This is a genomic window from Zunongwangia atlantica 22II14-10F7, assembly GCF_002094855.1.
GTDB lineage: Bacteria > Bacteroidota > Bacteroidia > Flavobacteriales > Flavobacteriaceae > Zunongwangia > Zunongwangia atlantica.
Genome location: NZ_ARYN01000001.1, coordinates 447,056 through 466,702, shown reverse-complemented (window position 1 = coordinate 466,702; position 19,647 = coordinate 447,056). Strand labels below are relative to the sequence as shown.

Here is a 19,647-nt window from a genome sequence, read left to right as displayed (position 1 = left end):
ATTGGCGCCTCCAAATGGTATAATACCCTTAGGCCTGCCTCGAAATTAAAAATTTGTTTCCAACGCATGCCATGTGGGCTTGCCCAAGGTAATTTACTGATTACTGAGTTTCCTAAAGTTTGAAGGTTGAAATAATAGCGAGAATTGACGAAACTTAGCTTGAAACAATCAAGAATAGCTGTTTATTTACTATATTTTCGGCATAAAGCTGAATTATGGAAAGTATCGACAAGTTTGTCGCAGATTTTGCCTCTGCCGTTTGGGGGTTACCATTGGTTATCTTATTAATTGGTGGTGGAATATTTTTATTGATCTACTCTAAATTTCTTCCGTTTCGATATTTAGGCCATTCTATCGATCTTTTAAAAGGAAAGTATGACGATCCTAACGATCCGGGCGAAATAAATCACTTTCAGGCTTTAGCTACGGCTTTAAGCAGCACGGTTGGAATGGGAAATATTGCCGGTGTTGCTGTCGCTATTGCCGTGGGTGGCCCGGGTGCTGTTTTCTGGCTTTGGGTGAGCGCCGTTGTGGGAATGGCAACCAAATTTTTCACCAATACGCTGGCAGTCATGTACCGCGGTAAAGACTCTGAAGGGAAAATTCAGGGTGGTGTAATGTATTTTATTGTTGAAGGTTTAGGCCGAAATTGGAAGTTTTTAAGCATACTTTTTAGTGTTGCCGGTCTTATTGGTGCATTGCCTATTTTTAATGTAAATCAGCTTACCAAAGCGATCAATTCAATTTTACTTGAACCTAATGGAATTCCTACCGGGAACGTTTCTAATTTTTCAATCGGAGTTGTCTTAACCATTATCACTTCCATAGTTATTTTAGGTGGTTTATATCGAATTAGCCGAACAGTTTCCAAACTTGTTCCGGCGATGGTAGTGCTTTACTTCTTTTCAGTTTTAGCAATTTTGTTTATCAATTTCGAACAACTTCCGCAGTATTTTTCATTAATTTTCACTGATGCTTTTGCAGCAAATAACTATAAAGGAGATCCACTTTTTGGTGGATTATTAGGTGGTTTAATCTTACTTGGGATTCGTCGAGGTGCATTTTCTAACGAAGCTGGTATTGGTACTGCAACTATGGCTCACGGTGCTAGTAAAACCTCACAGCCTATTCGTGAAGGGCTGGTAGCAATGCTTGGTCCTGCTATCGATACTATAGTGGTTTGTACGCTAACTGCACTTACAATTTTAGTTAGCGGCGTTTGGCAAACCAGTGAAGCTAGTGGTGTTGTTTTAACCGCTAAAGCTTTTGGAGATTCCATCCCAATTTTTGGACCTTATTTGCTCCTAATTTGTATTGCTGCTTTTAGTGTTTCTTCTCTGTTTTCATATTCTTACTACGGAACCAAATGTCTTTCATTCCTAATTGGAGCAAAACATAAGCATTGGTACAACTATTTTTACATTATTAGTATTATGCTGGGCGCCACTACAGAACAAAGTATCATCCTGAATCTTATTGATGGTTTCTTTGCATTAATGGCGATTCCTACCATGATATCTACATTGATTCTTGCGCCGAGAGTAATGAAACAGGCAAAGTTATATTTTAGTCAGTATAAATGATTTTGAAGAAATCTTTTTGATTTTTGCTCTTTCACCAAAAAATATGCTGATAAATAGAAGCAACTAAAATGCAGTTTAAACATCTATAACATAGAGAAAATATCTAAATATTACTTATGCCTAAGATTAGCTGTTTTTTGATGTTCTTTTTAATAATGCTGAGTTGTAATTCTGATGATGATAAAACAGAAATTATTGAATGTATAGATTCTGACAATTGTGATGAATGCACCCTTATCAATAATGATCGTTATAACCAGGTTGAAACCGATAATTTTAGCATTCTTAATATTGAAGTCAATGCTGATTGTTTAGAAATTCAGTTTGGATCTTCCGGTTGTAATGGCGAAAATTGGGAAACCGAATTAATTTCTTCTGAAACAATTTTAGAAACTTCTATTCCTCAAAGAAATCTCAGGATGAAACTTAGTAATCCCGAATTATGCGAAGCCTACATCACCAAAACTATTTCATTTAACCTTACCAATCTTCAATTGGAAAATTATGATGAAATTCAGCTAAATATAGCCGGCTTTGATAATCCTGTTCAGTATAACTATTAAATAATATCGCTAATTTCAATTTTAGCAACCGGGACAAGAAATTATCTGTGGAATAACTAAGGAATTTTTAGAACTGCTATTATCAGGAAAAACCCATTTTCCATTTTGCCAAAAATCCCTTCTTTCTTCAACATTTTCTTTTCTCTTTTTAGATTCATGTGCCCAATATGAGTTTGGATATTTTTCAATTAATTTTTCATATTGCAAAATAATTGAATCTGGAGCAGTCTCATTCTCTGTCATTAAGATTTCTTCATACATTTTAAATGGCTCTAGATGTTGTTTCTTAACCGAATCTAATTCTTGTTGTAATCTCCTATTTTCTAATTTAACATGATGAAGTTCTTCTTTAAGCTGAGTAAATTGACTACTCCTTTTTGAACAAGAAAATGACATTGCTAACATCACACAAAGTACTGCTCTTTTCATATTTGATAATTTTCAAATTAATATCAAAGAGAGTACCAATCTTAATCTCAAAAAAAAGCCTCCAAATTCATCGAATCTGAAGGCTAATATTGTATGATTTCAGGACTTCTTTTAAGCTTGCCCTGTTGGACCAAAATTCATTGGAATTGGTGATTTTTCGTAATCTTTTATTTCACCGTGTTGCTTCTCAAAACGCTCTACATTATCGGCTAATGCTTTTAAAAAGCGTTTTGCATGTTGTGGCGTAAGAATAATTCTGCTTTTCACCTTGCTTTTAGGTTTTCCTGGCATAATATTCACAAAATCTACCACAAATTCTGAGATAGAATGATTTATTATAGCAAGATTAGAATAGGTTCCTTCAGCAACAGCTTCATCTAATTCAATATTAATCTGGCCTTGTTTTGGCTTCTTTTCTTCACTCATCTTTAAATGTTTTTTTTTCAATTATCGAGAGGCTTAATTTTTAAGAAAAAATAATGGTTCAAAATATCGATTTTCAACAATTCCCGATCTAATTATTTCTTTAAAAATACAAAAAATCCCGTCGTTGATTTTATCAAGACGGGATTTTGCTATTTATCACGTATGTCCTTTATTAAGAACTACGTTATTAGTTATAATTAACTTCCTGCTTTTTCTCTAGCATTTCGTCGAATTCTTCTTTAGAACCAACAATAATACTATCGTACTTACGCATACCTGTACCTGCAGGGATTCTATGTCCTACAATTACATTTTCCTTAAGTCCTTCTAAAGAATCGATCTTACCGCTTACAGCAGCTTCGTTCAATACCTTAGTAGTTTCCTGGAAGGATGCAGCAGAGATAAATGACTTGGTTTGAAGTGATGCTCTTGTAATACCCTGAAGAACCGGAGTTGCAGTTGCTGCAACAACGTCTCTTGCTGAAGCCAGGTTCTTATCTTCTCTTCGAAGCTGAGAATTTTCATCTCTTAGCTCTCTTAGAGAAACAATTTGTCCTGGTTTTAGGTTTTCTGAATCACCAGCATCCTCAATTACTTTCATTCCAAAGATCTTATCGTTTTCTTCGATAAAGTCTGATTTATGAACTAATTGATTTTCTAAGAAAATAGTATCTCCTGGATCAACAATTCTTACTTTACGCATCATCTGGCGTACAACAACCTCAAAGTGCTTATCATTAATCTTCACCCCTTGTAGTCGATATACTTCCTGTACTTCGTTTACAAGATACTGCTGTACTGCATTTGGCCCTTTAATATTAAGGATATCTTCTGGAGTAATAGATCCATCAGAAAGTGGCATACCTGCACGAACGTAATCATTTTCCTGAACTAAGATCTGGTTAGAAAGTTTAACTAAGTACTTCTTAACCTCTCCTAATTTAGACTCAACGATAATTTCACGGTTACCACGTTTAATCTTACCAAACGAAACAACACCATCAATTTCTGAAACTACAGCTGGGTTAGATGGGTTACGTGCTTCGAAAAGCTCTGTTACCCTTGGAAGACCACCGGTAATATCACCCGCTTTAGATGATTTACGAGGAATCTTCACTAAGATCTTACCAACTCCAATTTTCTCAGCGTTATCTACCATAAGGTGAGCACCTACCGGTAAGTTATAAGAACGAATTACTTCGTCTTTCTTACCTAGAATATGCAAGGTTGGGATAAGCTTTTTGTTACGAGATTCAGAAATTACTTTTTCCTGGAATCCTGTTTGCTCATCGATCTCTACCTGATAAGTAACACCTTGTTCTACGTTTTCGTATTTGATCTTACCTGCAAATTCAGAAATAATCACACCGTTATATGGATCCCACTGACATACTGTAGTACCTTTTGCAATTTCTACACCATCTTCAATAAAGATTTCAGAACCGTAAGGAATGTTGTTTGTACTTAAAACAACTCCTGTTTTCTTGTCTTTAATCTTAATTTCTGCAGTACGAGAAATTACAATATCAGAAGTACTACCATCTGGTGCTTCTCCTTTTACAACTTTTAAATCATCAATTTCAGCAATACCATCAAACTTAGTGATAAGTTTGTTTTCTTCTGAAATGTTTCCTGCAATACCTCCTACGTGGAAGGTACGTAGCGTAAGCTGTGTACCAGGCTCCCCAATAGACTGAGCAGCTACAACACCTACAGCTTCACCTCTCTGAACAAGCTTATTTGTGGCAAGGTTACGACCGTAACAGTTAACACAAATACCTTTCTTCGCCTCACAGGTAAGTGGTGAACGCACCTCTACACTTTCGATTGGTGCTTTTTCTATCATTTCAACGATTTCCTCGGTGATCTCTGCTCCAGCTTCAACAATCAATTCATCTGAAGTTGGGTTATAAACATCATTTAAGGAAATACGTCCTAATATTCTTTCTCCAAGAGATTCTACGATCTCTTCGTTCTTTTTAAGTGGTCTAACTTCTACACCTCTTAATGTTCCACAGTCTTCTTCGTTTACGATCACATCCTGAGAAACATCTACCAAACGACGAGTTAAGTAACCCGCATCGGCAGTTTTAAGTGCGGTATCCGCAAGACCTTTACGAGCACCGTGAGTAGAGATAAAGTATTCAAGAATCGAAAGACCTTCTTTAAAGTTAGAAAGAATTGGGTTTTCGATAATTTCACCTCCACCAGAGTTCGATTTCTTAGGTTTCGCCATAAGACCACGCATACCAGTAAGCTGACGAATCTGCTCTTTAGATCCACGAGCTCCAGAATCAAGCATCATGAATACCGAGTTAAATCCTTGCTTATCTTCACGAATTCGCTTCATCGCTAATTCAGTAAGACCGGCATTTGTAGAAGTCCAGATATCAATTACCTGGTTGTAACGCTCGTTATTGGTAATAAGACCCATGTTATAGTTACCAATAATACCTTCTACCTGCTCATTCGCTTCGTCGATCATTGTTTGTTTTTCAGCAGGAATAATAATATCACCTAAACTGAAAGACAATCCACCACGGAAAGCGAATCCATATCCAAGAGATTTAATCTTATCAAGGAATTCTGAAGTTTCAGGAACACTGGTTAATTTAAGAATCTTACCAATAATTTCACGAAGTGATTTTTTAGTAAGTACCTCATTAATATATCCTGCTACTTCAGGTACAGTTTCGTTAAATAAAACTCTACCTACCGTAGATTCGATAATTTGGTAAACTAATTCTCCTTCTTCGTTGTAATCTTTCGCTTTAATTTTAATTGGCGCATTAAGATCTACTCTCTTCTGGTTGTAAGCGATCACAACTTCTTCAGCAGAATAGAAAGTTAATCCTTCACCTAGTACAGCCTCTTCTTCAGTAGATCTCTTAAGTTTGGTCATATAATAAAGACCAAGAACCATATCCTGAGAAGGTACTGTAATAGGAGAACCATTTGCTGGGTTAAGAATATTATGAGAAGCTAACATTAATAATTGCGCTTCTAAAATAGCCTCTGGCCCAAGTGGTAAATGTACCGCCATCTGATCCCCATCAAAATCGGCGTTAAATGCCGTACATGCTAATGGGTGTAATTGTATTGCTTTACCCTCGATAAGTTTTGGCTGGAATGCCTGAATACCAAGACGGTGAAGCGTAGGAGCACGGTTTAGCAATACAGGATGTCCTTTAAGAACATTTTCTAAGATATCCCATACTACTGGCTCTTTTTTATCTATAATCTTTTTCGCAGATTTTACTGTTTTTACAATACCTCTTTCGATTAGTTTCCTAATCACAAAAGGCTTGTAAAGTTCTGCCGCCATATTTTTAGGAAGACCACACTCAAACATTTTAAGTTCTGGCCCAACAACGATTACCGAACGTGCTGAATAATCCACACGCTTACCAAGTAAGTTTTGACGGAAACGTCCCTGCTTACCTTTTAACGAATCTGAAAGGGATTTAAGCGGACGGTTAGAATCAGTTTTTACTGCTGAAGACTTTCTTGTGTTGTCGAATAATGAATCTACAGATTCCTGAAGCATACGTTTTTCGTTACGTAAAATTACTTCTGGAGCTTTAATTTCCATTAAACGCTTAAGACGGTTGTTACGAATAATCACCCTTCTATAAAGATCGTTAAGATCTGAAGTTGCGAAACGACCACCATCTAGAGGTACAAGAGGTCTTAATTCTGGTGGAATTACCGGGATAACCTTCATGATCATCCATTCTGGTAAATTCTCACGGTTTTTATTTGCATCACGAAGTGCCTCTACAACCTGAAGACGTTTTAAAGCCTCAGTTTTACGCTGCTTAGAAGTTTCGTTATTTGCTTTATGTCTTAATTCATAAGAAAGTTCATTTAAATCGATTCTTCTAAGAATTTCAATAAGACATTCTGCACCCATTTTAGCGATAAACTTATTTGGGTCGGTATCTTCTAAATATTGATTTTCCTGAGGAAGTTCATCTAAGATATTTAAATATTCTTCTTCAGTTAAGAAATCCATTTTCTTTAAAGGATCTCCATTCTCATTTTTAGCATTACCAGGCTGAATTACCACGTATCTCTCGTAGTAAATAATCATATCTAATTTCTTAGAAGGAAGACCTAGTAAATATCCAATTTTATTTGGTAAAGAACGGAAATACCAGATATGAGCTACAGGAACTACCAAATTGATGTGCCCAACACGGTCTCTACGAACTTTCTTCTCTGTTACTTCTACACCACAACGGTCACACACGATCCCTTTGTAACGTATTCTCTTATATTTTCCACAGGCACATTCGTAATCCTTAACAGGACCAAAAATACGCTCACAGAACAATCCGTCACGCTCTGGTTTGTGCGTACGATAATTGATAGTTTCCGGCTTAAGAACTTCACCACGAGATTCTGCGAGGATAGACTCTGGAGAAGCTAAACCGATAGAGATTTGATTAAATCTCTGTACTGTATTCTTATCATTATTTCTAGCCATAATAAATGCTGCTATCTAATTATTGTGAAAATACTGAAAAATCGGAGCGGTTAGACCCGCTCCGAAAAAGCAGTGTTTTATTCTTCTAATTTTAAATCCAGTCCAAGACCTTTCAACTCATGCATCAATACATTGAAAGATTCTGGTAATCCTGGTTCTGGCATAGGCTCTCCTTTAACGATACTTTCGTAAGTTTTAGCCCTTCCTATCACGTCATCAGATTTTACGGTTAAGATTTCTCTTAAGGTACTTGAAGCACCGTATGCCTCAAGAGCCCAAACCTCCATCTCACCAAAACGCTGACCTCCAAACTGAGCTTTACCACCAAGTGGTTGCTGAGTAATAAGAGAGTATGGCCCAATTGAACGAGCATGCATTTTATCATCAATCATGTGACCTAATTTCAGCATATAAATAACACCTACTGTAGCTCTTTGATCAAAACGCTCACCTGTACCACCATCAAATAGATAAGTATGACCAAAACGTGGAATTCCTGCCTCGTCTGTTAATTCATTGATCTTGTCTAAAGATGCACCATCAAAAATTGGTGTTGCATACTTCTTACCTAATTTTTGACCTGCCCATCCAAGAACAGTTTCATAAATCTGACCAATGTTCATACGAGAAGGTACCCCAAGTGGGTTCAATACAATATCAACCGGAGTTCCATCATCTAAGAATGGCATATCTTCCTGACGTACAATACGAGCAACAATACCTTTGTTACCGTGACGTCCTGCCATCTTATCACCCACCTTAAGCTTACGTTTCTTAGCGATATAAACTTTAGCAAGTTTTAAGATACCTGAAGGAAGCTCATCCCCTACAGAGATTGTAAACTTCTCTCTTCTTAAGTTACCTTGAAGATCGTTCTCTTTAATTTTATAATTGTGTAGAAGATCTGCTACAAGTGCATTAGTATGATCATCTGTTGTCCAGATTCCCTGAGTAAGGTGAGTATAATCATCTACAGAATTTAACATCTTTAATGTATACTTCTTACCTTTTGGTAATACTTCCTCTCCTAGATCATTTTGTACACCCTGAGCTGTTTTTCCACCAACGATAGCAAATAATTTATCTACTAATTGAGATTTAAGTACAGCAAATTTAGCTTCGTACTTTTTCTCTAAAACTGCAACATCTTCTTTATCCTGTGCTCTCTTTCGTTTATCTTTAATTGCACGAGCAAATAACTTCTTGTTAATTACCACACCACTTAATGATGGTGAAGCTTTTAACGAAGCATCCTTAACATCTCCTGCTTTATCACCAAAGATTGCTCTAAGAAGTTTTTCTTCTGGTGTAGGATCACTTTCTCCTTTTGGAGTGATCTTACCAATAAGAATATCTCCAGGCTTCACTTCAGCACCAACTCTAATCATACCGTGCTCATCAAGATCCTTAGTAGCATCTTCAGATACGTTAGGAATATCATTAGTAAGCTCTTCGTTACCTAATTTAGTATCACGAACCTCTAAAGAATACTCATCGATATGAATAGAAGTAAAGATATCATCTCTTACAACTTTTTCTGAAATTACAATCGCATCCTCAAAGTTATATCCCTTCCAAGGCATAAAGGCAACTTTCATATTACGTCCAAGCGCTAATTCACCTTTATCAGTTGCATAACCCTGGCATAATACCTGCCCTTTAGTTACTCTATCACCAACGCTTACAATAGGCTTAAGGTTGATAGACGTTCCCTGGTTAGTTTTACGGAATTTAATAAGATCGTAAGTTTTAGAATCTGAATCGAAACTTACCATTCTTTCTTCTTCAGTACGATCGTATTTAATTGTAATCTTTTGCGCATCTACATATTCTACTTCTCCTTCTCCTTCGGCATTAATTAATACACGAGAATCTGTAGCTACCTGTCTTTCCAATCCTGTTCCTACGATTGGAGAATCTGCTCTTAATAATGGAACTGCCTGACGCATCATGTTAGATCCCATCAATGCACGGTTCGCATCATCATGCTCCAAGAAAGGAATTAATGATGCAGAAATTGATGAAATCTGGTTTGGTGCAACATCGGTATAATGAACCTCTTTTGGATCTACAACCGGGAAGTCACCCTCCATACGAGCAATAACTTTATCTGTATCGATAGTTCCATCTTCTCCTAAAGGAATGTTTGCCTGAGCAATTTTCTTTCCTTCCTCTTCTTCAGCGCTTAAATAAATAGGCTCTTCAGAGATATTGATTTTACCATCTTCAACAGTTCTATAAGGTGTTTCAATGAATCCCATTCCATTTACTTTCGCATATACAGAAAGTGAAGAAATAAGACCAATGTTTGGACCTTCAGGAGTCTCAATAGGACATAATCTTCCGTAGTGAGTATAGTGAACGTCACGAACCTCGAATCCAGCACGCTCTCTTGAAAGACCTCCAGGTCCTAAGGCTGAAAGACGACGTTTATGCGTAATCTCAGCTAATGGGTTTGTTTGATCCATAAACTGAGAAAGCTGGTTGGTACCAAAAAATGAATTAATTACAGAAGACAATGTCTTTGCATTAATAAGATCGATAGGTGTAAATACCTCATTATCTCTAACATTCATTCTTTCACGAATAGTACGAGCCATACGCGCAAGACCAACACCAAATTGCTGAGACAACTGTTCTCCTACAGTTCTAACACGACGGTTTGATAAGTGATCGATATCATCAATCTCAGCTTTAGAGTTAATTAACTCTATTAAATATTTTACAATGGTAATGATATCTTCTTTGGTAAGCACCTGCTTATCCATAGCTACATCAAGACCAAGTTTTTTGTTCATTCTATAACGACCAACTTCTCCTAAGCTATAACGCTGATCTGAGAAGAATAATTTATCAATTATTCCACGAGCAGTTTCTTCATCTGGCGGTTCAGCGTTACGTAATTGACGGTAGATATGCTCTACTGCCTCTTTCTCTGAGTTTGTTGGATCCTTTTGAAGTGTATTATGTATAATTGCATAATCACCAGTAGAATTATCTTCTTTATGAAGAAGAATTGTTTTAACACCTGTTTCTAGAATCTCTTCTATGTGATCCTTATCTAATTCAGTATCACGATCTAAAACAATCTCGTTACGCTCGATAGACACTACTTCACCTGTATCCTCATCTACGAAGTCTTCGTACCATGTATTAAGTACACGAGCAGCTAACTTTCTACCTAAATATTTCTTAAGACCTGTTTTTGAAACTTTAATCTCTTCTGCAAGATCAAATATTTCAAGAATATCTTTATCGCGTTCAAATCCAATTGCGCGGAAAAGAGTTGTTACAGGTAATTTTTTCTTTCTATCGATATAAGCGTACATAACGCTATTAATATCGGTAGCAAATTCTATCCAAGATCCTTTAAAAGGAATTACTCTGGCAGAATATAATTTTGTTCCATTTGCATGGAAAGATTGTCCAAAGAATACTCCTGGAGAACGGTGAAGCTGAGAAACTACAACACGCTCTGCTCCATTAATACAAAAAGTCCCACTAGGAGTCATATAAGGAATAGTTCCTAAATAAACATCCTGTACGATGGTTTCAAAATCCTCATGTTCCGGATCCGTACAATATAGTTTTAACCTTGCTTTTAAAGGCACACTATAAGTTAGACCACGCTCAATACACTCTTGAATAGAATATCTTGGTGGGTCTACAAAATAATCTAAAAATTCTAATACAAATTGGTTACGGGTATCCGTAATTGGGAAGTTTTCAAGGAAGGTATTATAAAGACCTTCATTTCCCCGCTCTTCTGATTTTGTTTCTAATTGAAAGAAATCCTGGAAAGACTTGATCTGAATATCCAAAAAATCTGGATAATCAGGTCTGTTCTTTACAGAAGAGAAACTAAATCTTTCAGTTTGCTTTGCTAACATCAATGGACGGATTATAATTTATATAAAAAATGGTTGCGAAAAAGCCTTAGCTCTATATACGCAAAAAGGGTTTAGACCTTCAGGAGTAAATCCTGAGGTCTAAACCTAAATAATATTGCTCTCGTCAAGCTTATTTAAGCTCAACCTCAGCTCCTGCTTCTTCTAATTGAGATTTTAAAGCTTCTGCTTCATCTTTAGAAACTCCTTCCTTAACTGGTTTTGGAGCACCGTCAACTAATTCCTTAGCATCTTTAAGTCCAAGACCTGTTAATTCTTTTACTAACTTAACTACAGCTAATTTAGATCCTCCTGGAGCTTTAAGAATTACGTCAAATTCAGTTTGCTCTTCAGCAGCGTCATCGCCACCAGCAGCAGCACCACCAGCAACAGCTACAGCTGCAGCTGCAGGCTCAATACCATACTCTTCTTTTAATATATCAGCTAACTCATTAACTTCTTTAACTGTTAAGTTAACTAATTGTTCTGCGAATTCTTTTAAATCTGCCATTTTCTATCGTTTTAAAATTTTTGTAAAAGTTATATTTATTAAAAAGTGCGTACTATACTAGTCCTCTTTTTCTGAAAGTGTCTTAAGGATTCCTGCAATTTTTCCTCCACTAGATTTAAGTGCAGAAACAACATTTTTAGCAGGAGATTGAAGTAATCCAATAATATCCCCAATAACCTCTTCTTTAGATTTAATATTAGAAAGAGCTTCTAAGTACTCATCTCCAACATAAATAGCTTCATCAATAAAAGCTCCTTTAAGAATTGGTTTTTCGTTTTTCTTTCTGAATTCTTTGATCACTTTAGCTGGAGCATTACCAGTTTCAGCAATCATTATCGAGGTGTTACCCTTTAAAGTAGTAGGAAGATCTCCGAAATCTTTATCTGAAGCTTCCATTGCTTTAGTAAGTAACGTATTCTTAACTACCGCAAGTTTTACATTAGCTTTAAAACAAGCTCTACGTAAATTAGAGGTTGTTCCGGCATCTAAACCTGAGATATCTGCAATATAGATAGTTGAAGTATCAGCTAACTGGGCAGTTAAATCTTCTATTACTTTTGATTTTTCTTCTCTTGTCATAATACCTAATTATTGCTCAGTAAACCTTTTTGTATCAATAGCTACACCAGGCCCCATTGTACTGGACATGTGGATACTTTTAATGTATACACCCTTTGCTGCCTGAGGTTTTAGTTTTACAAGCGTAGTTAATAATTCTCTTGCGTTACCAGCGATTTTTTCTGGGTTAAAAGATACCTTACCAATTCCTGCATGTACGATACCAGTTTTATCAACCTTAAAGTCGATTTTACCAGCTTTAACATCAGATACTGCTTTAGCGATATCCATAGTAACTGTACCAGTTTTAGGGTTTGGCATTAAACCTCTTGGACCCAAAACACGTCCTAAAGGACCTAATTTACCCATTACGCTAGGCATAGTGATAATTACATCTACATCTGTCCAACCACCTTTAATTTTATCTAGGTATTCGTCAAGACCAACATAATCTGCCCCTGCATTCTTAGCTTCCTCTTCTTTATCTGGAGTTACTAAAGCAAGAACTTTCACATCTTTACCAGTTCCATGAGGTAATGTTACAACTCCTCTTACCATTTGATTGGCTTTACGAGGATCTACATTTAAACGAACCGCTAAATCCACAGAAGCGTCAAAGCTCTCGCTAGAAACTTCTTTGATCAAAGCAGAAGCTTCAGCAACCGTATAGGCTTTACCCTTTTCGATTTTAGATTGAGCTTCTTTTTGTTTTTTAGTCAACTTTGCCATTTTCTAAATTCTTTTTGGATTAAAACGGTGCATCACCCTTTACTGTTATACCCATAGAACGAGCTGTACCAGCGACCATTTTCATTGCAGATTCGATTGTAAATGCATTTAAATCTTGCATTTTATCTTCAGCAATAGTTTTCACCTGATCCCAAGATACACTTGCTACTTTCTTTCTGTTTGGTTCTCCTGAACCTTTCTTTGTTTTTGCTGCTTCCATTAGCTGTACTGCTGCTGGTGGAGTTTTGATAACAAAATCAAATGATTTATCAGAATAAACAGTAATTACTACCGGTAATACTTTACCTTGTTTATCCTGAGTTCTACCATTGAATTGTTTACAAAATTCCATGATATTAACTCCGGCAGCACCTAAAGCAGGTCCAACTGGTGGTGAAGGGTTAGCAGCACCTCCGCGAACTTGTAGTTTTACAACTTTACTTACTTCTTTTGCCATTTTTTACATTTTTAGAAGATAGTTTATTAGAGTGGAAGCAAATAAAAAACTATCAAAAAATTTGTAACAATTATATTTTCTCTACTTGCATATAGCTAAGTTCTAATGGTGTTTTTCTACCAAAAATCTTAACCATAACTTCAAGCTTACGCTTTTCTTCATTAATCTTTTCAACGGTACCATTAAAACCATTAAAAGGACCATCTATAACTTTAATAGTCTCTCCTAATGTAAACGGAATAGCCACATTATCAGTCTTAACAGATAATTCGTCTACTTTACCAAGCATACGATTAACCTCTGACTGTCTCAATGGCACAGGATCTCCTCCCTTAGTTTCACCTAAGAAACCAATAACACCATTAATTCCCTTAATAATATGTGGAATTTCACCTCCAAGATTAGCCTGAATCATAATATATCCAGGAAAATACACTCTCTCCTTATTAATCTTCTTCCCATTTCTAATTTGGATAACTTTTTCGGTTGGAACTAAAACCTGATCCACCCAATCTTCCATACCCATATGGGAAATTTCACGCTCTATATAATCTTTTACTTTATTTTCCTGTCCACTTACGGCACGAACTACATACCATTTTTTATCCTTTACCTCTGCCATAACTAAATTATGATTTTACCCATTCAAAGTATCCCTCAATCACAGTGTTAAATAAAGTATCAACACCCCATATAGCTAATGAGAAAATAATAGAAAAAACTGCTACGAGAATTGTTAGCCTTTGAGCTTCAGGCCAACTTGTCCAGGTAACATGGTTTTTCAATTCGTTATAAGACTCTGATATATAATTCACAATTCCTGCCATTCTTAAAGTATTTGCACGGGTTGAGAGGCTCGAACTCCCGACACCTGGTTTTGGAGACCAGTGCTCTACCAACTGAGCTAAACCCGTAAGATAAAGAGAAGGTATCCTGCTTTTCACAGGATACCTTATATGTTCAAACTATAATTAGTCTAAAATTTCAGTTACCTGACCAGCACCTACAGTTCTACCACCTTCACGGATAGCGAAACGTAGACCAACATTCATTGCAATAGGCTGAATCAATTCTACAGTAATAGTAAGGTTATCACCTGGCATTACCATCTCTACTCCTTCAGGAAGGTTAATAGTTCCTGTCACGTCAGTCGTACGTACGTAGAACTGAGGACGGTAGTTATTATGGAATGGAGTGTGACGTCCACCTTCTTCTTTCTTAAGGATATAAACCTCTGCTTTAAATTTAGCGTGAGGAGTAACAGACCCAGGCTTAGTAATTACCATACCTCTTGAGATCTGAGTTTTCTCGATACCTCTTAATAGGATACCAACGTTATCTCCAGCTTCACCTCTATCAAGGATTTTACGGAACATCTCAACTCCAGTAATAGTAGAAGTTAATTTTCCAGCTCCCATACCAATGATCTCTACAGGATCTCCAGTGTTAGCAACACCAGTTTCGATACGTCCAGTTGCAACAGTACCACGACCAGTAATAGAGAATACATCTTCGATTGGTAAAAGGAAAGGCTTATCAACATCACGCTGAGGAAGTTCAATCCAGTTATCAACAGCTTCCATAAGATCTAAAACAGACTGAGTCCATTTATCGTCACCTTCTAAAGCACCTAAAGCAGATCCAGAAATTACAGGACCATTATCTCCATCATACTCGTAAAAAGAAAGTAAATCTCTTACTTCCATTTCAACTAGCTCAAGAAGCTCCTCATCATCTACAAGGTCAACTTTATTTAAGAACACAACGATTCTTGGAATACCTACCTGACGTCCAAGAAGGATGTGCTCACGAGTTTGTGGCATAGGACCATCAGTCGCAGCAACAACAAGGATAGCACCGTCCATCTGAGCAGCACCAGTTACCATGTTCTTTACGTAATCGGCGTGACCTGGACAGTCAACGTGAGCATAGTGACGGTTTGCAGTCGCGTACTCTACGTGAGAAGAGTTAATAGTAATACCTCTATCTTTTTCTTCAGGAGCGTTATCGATTTGATCGAAAGCTCTAGCTTCAGAATATCCAGCGTCAGCTAACACCTTAGTAATAGCTGCTGTTAAAGTAGTTTTTCCGTGATCTACGTGTCCAATCGTACCGATATTTAAGTGCGGTTTGGAACGATCATAAGTTTCCTTTGCCATAATTAATACTTATTTAATCTTAGTTATATATTAGTGTTCAATTTTATACTAAACCAGAGCCAACGACGAGAATTGAACTCGTGACCTCTTCCTTACCAAGGAAGCGCTCTACCCCTGAGCTACGTCGGCAAACAAAGATAGCCTTGCTACCAAATTGTTTTAAACAACAAAAACCATAAGCTACTAATAGCTTACGGATATTATTGATCTCATTTAATAATTTTGTTGAGCGGGAGACCGGGTTCGAACCGGCGACATTCAGCTTGGAAGGCTGACGCTCTACCAACTGAGCTACTCCCGCCTAGAAGAAACAAAACTTAAAATAAATTAAGCTGTTTCATTTTAAGTGGGGAGAGCAGGATTCGAACCTGCGAAGGTAAAAACCAACAGATTTACAGTCTGTCCTCGTTGGCCGCTTGAGTATCTCCCCTCAAAATTACTATACCATTATTTCATAGAACTACAACCCGAAGGCCAGCTTTATGATGGTATCAAAACGGCTGCAAATTAAAGTAATTTTACAGCACCATCCAAAGCTTTTTTCAAAAATTTTTTGAAAAAATTTTAGTTCATTAATCCTTAACGAATTAGATAAACCAAAGCTTTCAGATTCAAAATTTCAAGAGCCGATGGAGGGACTCGAACCCACGACCTGCTGATTACAAATCAGCTGCTCTAGCCAGCTGAGCTACATCGGCAACACTTCCTTTTTACAATAAAAAAGTCCGCTATTTCTAACGGACTGCAAATGTATATAAATTATTTAGTTCTCAAAACATATTTTTGAGATTTTTTTTCTAAGCATAAGCTTTAGACTTCTCTTTTCTTTTAATTAATTGACGTTGCAACGAGTTAACACACTCATCCACACACTCTTCAAAGGTTTTACATGTTTTTTTTACCATCATATCCCCACCAGGAATACTTAGCAAAATTTCTGTAATCTTATTTTCCTTATCACTGGTTTTTTGAACTTTCAAAAAAACATCCGCATAAATAACCTTGCTGTAAAAATTCTCCAGTTTATCCATTTTCTTTTGAATAAAACTAATCAGCTTCTGATCTGCGTTAAAGTTTACAGATTGCACGTTTACTTTCATAACATCAAAAATTTAATTAAACAAAAGGTTAAGCTAGTTCTTATTGTTGCGAGGGTGAGCATTTTTATGAATATTTTTAAGCTCTGCTATACTATTGTGCGTATAAACCTGAGTTGCCGCAAGACTAGAATGCCCTAACAACTCTTTTACAGCATTTAAGTTAGCTCCTTCATTCAATAAGTGCGTCGCGAAGGAATGTCGTAATATATGAGGACTTTTCTTTAGTTTAACCGACGCCTTACTAAAATAAGTATTTATAATTCTATAAACAAGACTTTCACTCATTTTATCTCCTTTAGAAGAGACAAATAAATAAGGAAAATCTATAACATTAGACGTGGCACGGCTTCGCTCTTGCAAATACAACTCAATCGTCTTCGCTACACTATTTAATAACGGTAAATATCTTTCTTTATTTCTCTTCCCTAAGACTTTAATATTTAAGCCAACAAGATCAAGATCCTCTAATTTAAGATTTATTAATTCTATGCGCCGCAAACCAGCTGAATAAAACAATTCAATTACCGCTTTATCTCTTAGTCCTTCAAAATTATTAGTATCGATAACACCCAAAACACTTGCAACCTCTTTTTCAGAAAAAGGTACCTGCACTTTTTTGGCTATTTTTAAAGGCCTATGTTTCTGCAAAGGTGAAATTGAAAGCTCCCCCACTTTCTGCAAAAAATAATAATAAGATTTTAATGAAGAAATTTTACGATTAATACTTCTATTAGAAATATTATTTTCTGAAAGACTAACAATCCAATTGCGTACCTGAGAATAATTAACTTCTTTTAGATGAGAAACTTCAAACTCCAATAAAAGATATTCCTGAAAAGAAACTATATCTGCTTCATAAGCCTTAATGGTATGAAGTGAATAATTCTTCTCTAAATAAAGATAATCTTTAAACTGATTTAGGGACATAAAAAAACTGTTGATAAACAAAGTTAAAAAACTTTACTCACCAACAGTTATATTTTCACCAAAGAAGCAGGGCTTCCTTGCATACATTCATACTTAAAAAAGAAAGGAAATACTAGATATCTTCCTGATCTCTAAGGTGCTGAATATACTGCGCTTTTTGCACTTGCGCCCTACGTTCTACAGACGGTTTTGTAAAATGCTGACGACTTCTTAGTTGTCGCATTGTTCCTGTTTTATCGAATTTACGCTTAAAACGCTTTAGCGCTCTATCAATGTTTTCTCCGTCTTTTACTGGTATTATTAACATAGATCCACCTCCTTTCTTTGAAAATTAGGCTGCAAAGATAATCCTTATTTCCTTACAGCCAACTAATATTTTATTTTATTCTAAACTTTTTTAAAAACTTCTTTTACAGGTGCCTTGTATTCCTTTTTATCAATCACCATTTTGGCGATAATCTTGGGATTATTTTCGCCAAAATTCCCTAAGATTTAAAAACCTCTTTTATAGGTGCCTTGTATTCTTTTTTATCGATCACCATTTTGGCGATAATCTTAGGATTATTTTCGCCAAAATGCCCTAAGATTTAAAAACCTCTTTTATAGGTGCCTTATATTCTTTTTTATCGATCACCATTTTGGCGATAATTTCTCGCAAAATTTCAGAGGTGCCGCCACCTATTGGGCCAAGACGACTATCTCTAAACATTCTGGCTAACGGATAATCTTCCATATAACCATAACCGCCTAACATTTGTAAACTTCCGTAGATCACTTCATCTGCAATCTTAGTACTTAAAAGCTTAGACATACTGGCCTCTTTAACCGGGTAATCCCCATTACCTAATTTATAAGCTGTCGAGTAATTAAACTCCTTAATCACCGTTACTTCACTCATCATATCAGCAATCTTATGTCGCAAAGCCTGAAACTCATTAATCTTTTTCCCAAAAGCTTCTCGCTCACTCATATAATTAATAGCGTAATCTAAGGCAAACTCGGCTCTGGCATGAGCATTTACTCCCATAATTAATCGCTCCATAGCAAAATGCTGCATGATATAAGAGAAACCTTTATTCTCTTCTCCTAATAAATGATCTGCCGGAACTTCAACATTATCAAAAGCTATCTCTCCTGTATCTGAAGCTCTCCATCCCAGCTTATTCAATTTAGAAGCAGAAACCCCTTTAGCATTTCTATCTACAATAAAAATACTCATACCTTTACTCTTAAGCTCAGGACTCGTTTTTGCCGCTACTACTAAATAATCTGCATAAACTCCATTAGTAATAAAAGTTTTAGAGCCATTTAATATATAGGTGTCTCCTTTTTTCTCTGCAGTTGTTCTCATTCCGGCAACGTCTGAGCCTCCAAATGGTTCAGAAACGCAAAGTGCACCTATCATTTCCCCGCTAATACTAGGAGTAAGATATTTCTCTTTTAGTTTATCACTAGCTTCTATTTTAACATGCGTCATGGCCAAATATGCATGTGCCCACATTGCAGCTGCAAAACCTCCAGAATTTATTTTTTGTAATTCCTCTAGGAAAATAATGGTATAAAAAATATCAAGATTTAATCCTCCATATTCTTCTGGCTGGTACAAACCAAAATAGCCCATTTCACCAAATTTCTCCCAAATAAACCTGTCGATAGTCCCCGTTTCTTCCCATTTATCAATGTGCGGAACTACTTCCTTTTGTAAAAACTCTTTAAAACTCTCTCTGAATAGAGCATGCTCTTCAGTAAAATACATGGAATTCATTTAATCTTAGTAGTGTAAAAAATAGTCGATCTAATTCGATAAAAAATACCGCTAAATTAAATTC

17 protein-coding genes and 5 tRNA genes are annotated in these 19,647 nt (G+C 36.3%); 2 read left to right on the top strand and 20 right to left on the bottom strand.

Annotated features, from left to right (window positions below; translation table 11 throughout):
* Positions 1-215: 215 nt before the first annotated feature.
* Both IIF7_RS01980 and IIF7_RS01975 read left to right on the top strand, forming a co-directional pair.
* Positions 216-1,583 (top strand): alanine/glycine:cation symporter family protein, encoded by a 1,368-nt coding sequence (locus tag IIF7_RS01980; protein ID WP_084839973.1) that lies wholly within the window; start codon positions 216-218, stop codon positions 1,581-1,583.
* A gap of 116 nt (positions 1,584-1,699) precedes the next feature.
* Positions 1,700-2,146, top strand: coding sequence for a hypothetical protein (locus tag IIF7_RS01975; protein ID WP_084839972.1), 447 nt, complete (start codon positions 1,700-1,702; stop codon positions 2,144-2,146).
* A 21-nt stretch (positions 2,147-2,167) separates the two neighbouring features.
* Here the strand turns inward: IIF7_RS01975 and IIF7_RS01970 are convergent, their stop codons facing one another.
* The 20 genes from IIF7_RS01970 to IIF7_RS01875 all read right to left on the bottom strand — a co-directional run bounded on the left by IIF7_RS01970 (position 2,168) and on the right by IIF7_RS01875 (position 19,583).
* Positions 2,168-2,575 (bottom strand): hypothetical protein, encoded by a 408-nt coding sequence (locus IIF7_RS01970; protein WP_084839971.1) that lies wholly within the window; start codon positions 2,573-2,575, stop codon positions 2,168-2,170.
* A 111-nt stretch (positions 2,576-2,686) separates the two neighbouring features.
* Complete coding sequence (locus IIF7_RS01965; RefSeq protein WP_084839970.1) at positions 2,687-3,001, bottom strand: DUF3467 domain-containing protein; 315 nt, start codon at positions 2,999-3,001, stop codon at positions 2,687-2,689.
* A gap of 187 nt (positions 3,002-3,188) precedes the next feature.
* Complete coding sequence (gene rpoC, locus IIF7_RS01960; protein ID WP_084839969.1) at positions 3,189-7,490, bottom strand: DNA-directed RNA polymerase subunit beta'; 4,302 nt, start codon at positions 7,488-7,490, stop codon at positions 3,189-3,191.
* 77 nt (positions 7,491-7,567) lie between these two features.
* On the bottom strand, positions 7,568-11,380 hold the full coding sequence (gene rpoB, locus IIF7_RS01955; protein WP_084839968.1) for a DNA-directed RNA polymerase subunit beta: 3,813 nt from the start codon (positions 11,378-11,380) through the stop codon (positions 7,568-7,570).
* 130 nt (positions 11,381-11,510) lie between these two features.
* Positions 11,511-11,888 carry a 50S ribosomal protein L7/L12 gene (gene rplL, locus IIF7_RS01950; protein WP_084839967.1) on the bottom strand — a complete coding sequence of 126 codons (378 nt, stop codon included), beginning with the start codon at positions 11,886-11,888 and terminating at the stop codon, positions 11,511-11,513.
* Between the two features lie 57 nt (positions 11,889-11,945).
* Positions 11,946-12,467, bottom strand: a complete 522-nt coding sequence (gene rplJ / locus IIF7_RS01945) for a 50S ribosomal protein L10 (RefSeq protein WP_084839966.1) — start codon at positions 12,465-12,467, stop codon at positions 11,946-11,948.
* 9 nt (positions 12,468-12,476) lie between these two features.
* Positions 12,477-13,175: a 50S ribosomal protein L1 gene (rplA, locus tag IIF7_RS01940; protein ID WP_084839965.1), complete on the bottom strand. Its 699-nt coding sequence runs from the start codon at positions 13,173-13,175 to the stop codon at positions 12,477-12,479.
* A 19-nt stretch (positions 13,176-13,194) separates the two neighbouring features.
* Entirely contained in the window at positions 13,195-13,632 is a 438-nt protein-coding gene (gene rplK, locus IIF7_RS01935) for a 50S ribosomal protein L11 (protein WP_084839964.1), read from the bottom strand.
* 70 nt (positions 13,633-13,702) lie between these two features.
* On the bottom strand, positions 13,703-14,254 hold the full coding sequence (nusG, locus tag IIF7_RS01930) for a transcription termination/antitermination protein NusG (RefSeq protein ID WP_013070655.1): 552 nt from the start codon (positions 14,252-14,254) through the stop codon (positions 13,703-13,705).
* 7 nt (positions 14,255-14,261) lie between these two features.
* Positions 14,262-14,459, bottom strand: a complete 198-nt coding sequence (secE, locus tag IIF7_RS01925) for a preprotein translocase subunit SecE (protein WP_084839963.1) — start codon at positions 14,457-14,459, stop codon at positions 14,262-14,264.
* A 14-nt stretch (positions 14,460-14,473) separates the two neighbouring features.
* Positions 14,474-14,546: transfer RNA gene (locus IIF7_RS01920), tRNA-Trp, on the bottom strand.
* 57 nt (positions 14,547-14,603) lie between these two features.
* Positions 14,604-15,791: an elongation factor Tu gene (gene tuf, locus IIF7_RS01915; RefSeq protein WP_084839962.1), complete on the bottom strand. Its 1,188-nt coding sequence runs from the start codon at positions 15,789-15,791 to the stop codon at positions 14,604-14,606.
* A gap of 57 nt (positions 15,792-15,848) precedes the next feature.
* Positions 15,849-15,920: transfer RNA gene (locus IIF7_RS01910), tRNA-Thr, on the bottom strand.
* Between the two features lie 99 nt (positions 15,921-16,019).
* Positions 16,020-16,092: transfer RNA gene (locus tag IIF7_RS01905), tRNA-Gly, on the bottom strand.
* Positions 16,093-16,138: 46 nt separating this feature from the next.
* Positions 16,139-16,221, bottom strand: a tRNA-Tyr gene (locus tag IIF7_RS01900).
* A 194-nt stretch (positions 16,222-16,415) separates the two neighbouring features.
* Positions 16,416-16,489 (bottom strand) — tRNA-Thr (locus tag IIF7_RS01895).
* A gap of 99 nt (positions 16,490-16,588) precedes the next feature.
* Positions 16,589-16,891, bottom strand: a complete 303-nt coding sequence (gene hpf, locus IIF7_RS01890; protein WP_084839961.1) for a ribosome hibernation-promoting factor, HPF/YfiA family — start codon at positions 16,889-16,891, stop codon at positions 16,589-16,591.
* Between the two features lie 33 nt (positions 16,892-16,924).
* Complete coding sequence (locus tag IIF7_RS01885) at positions 16,925-17,818, bottom strand: tyrosine-type recombinase/integrase (protein ID WP_084839960.1); 894 nt, start codon at positions 17,816-17,818, stop codon at positions 16,925-16,927.
* A 112-nt stretch (positions 17,819-17,930) separates the two neighbouring features.
* A complete protein-coding gene (gene rpsU, locus IIF7_RS01880) occupies positions 17,931-18,125 on the bottom strand; it encodes a 30S ribosomal protein S21 (protein ID WP_013070650.1) in 195 nt (64 codons plus the stop codon).
* Between the two features lie 273 nt (positions 18,126-18,398).
* The gene (locus IIF7_RS01875) at positions 18,399-19,583 is read right to left on the bottom strand and encodes an acyl-CoA dehydrogenase family protein (RefSeq protein ID WP_084839959.1); all 1,185 of its coding nucleotides are present in this window, start codon (positions 19,581-19,583) and stop codon (positions 18,399-18,401) included.
* Between the last annotated feature and the right edge of the window lie 64 nt (positions 19,584-19,647).

Excerpts from the sequence above, each read along its gene's own strand:
- nusG (WP_013070655.1), bottom strand. The coding sequence starts at position 14,254 with ATGGCAGAGGTAAAGGATAAAAAATGGTATGTAGTTCGTGCCGTAAGT.
- IIF7_RS01975 (WP_084839972.1), top strand. The coding sequence starts at position 1,700 with ATGCCTAAGATTAGCTGTTTTTTGATGTTCTTTTTAATAATGCTGAGT.
- rplK (WP_084839964.1), bottom strand. The coding sequence starts at position 13,632 with ATGGCAAAAGAAGTAAGTAAAGTTGTAAAACTACAAGTTCGCGGAGGT.
- rplL (WP_084839967.1), bottom strand. The coding sequence starts at position 11,888 with ATGGCAGATTTAAAAGAATTCGCAGAACAATTAGTTAACTTAACAGTT.
- rpoC (WP_084839969.1), bottom strand. The coding sequence starts at position 7,490 with ATGGCTAGAAATAATGATAAGAATACAGTACAGAGATTTAATCAAATC.
- secE (WP_084839963.1), bottom strand. The coding sequence starts at position 14,459 with ATGGCAGGAATTGTGAATTATATATCAGAGTCTTATAACGAATTGAAA.
- rpoB (WP_084839968.1), bottom strand. The coding sequence starts at position 11,380 with ATGTTAGCAAAGCAAACTGAAAGATTTAGTTTCTCTTCTGTAAAGAAC.
- rpsU (WP_013070650.1), bottom strand. The coding sequence starts at position 18,125 with ATGTTAATAATACCAGTAAAAGACGGAGAAAACATTGATAGAGCGCTA.
- IIF7_RS01970 (WP_084839971.1), bottom strand. The coding sequence starts at position 2,575 with ATGAAAAGAGCAGTACTTTGTGTGATGTTAGCAATGTCATTTTCTTGT.
- IIF7_RS01980 (WP_084839973.1), top strand. The coding sequence starts at position 216 with ATGGAAAGTATCGACAAGTTTGTCGCAGATTTTGCCTCTGCCGTTTGG.
- tuf (WP_084839962.1), bottom strand. The coding sequence starts at position 15,791 with ATGGCAAAGGAAACTTATGATCGTTCCAAACCGCACTTAAATATCGGT.
- IIF7_RS01875 (WP_084839959.1), bottom strand. The coding sequence starts at position 19,583 with ATGAATTCCATGTATTTTACTGAAGAGCATGCTCTATTCAGAGAGAGT.
- rplJ (WP_084839966.1), bottom strand. The coding sequence starts at position 12,467 with ATGACAAGAGAAGAAAAATCAAAAGTAATAGAAGATTTAACTGCCCAG.
- rplA (WP_084839965.1), bottom strand. The coding sequence starts at position 13,175 with ATGGCAAAGTTGACTAAAAAACAAAAAGAAGCTCAATCTAAAATCGAA.
- IIF7_RS01965 (WP_084839970.1), bottom strand. The coding sequence starts at position 3,001 with ATGAGTGAAGAAAAGAAGCCAAAACAAGGCCAGATTAATATTGAATTA.
- hpf (WP_084839961.1), bottom strand. The coding sequence starts at position 16,891 with ATGAAAGTAAACGTGCAATCTGTAAACTTTAACGCAGATCAGAAGCTG.
- IIF7_RS01885 (WP_084839960.1), bottom strand. The coding sequence starts at position 17,818 with ATGTCCCTAAATCAGTTTAAAGATTATCTTTATTTAGAGAAGAATTAT.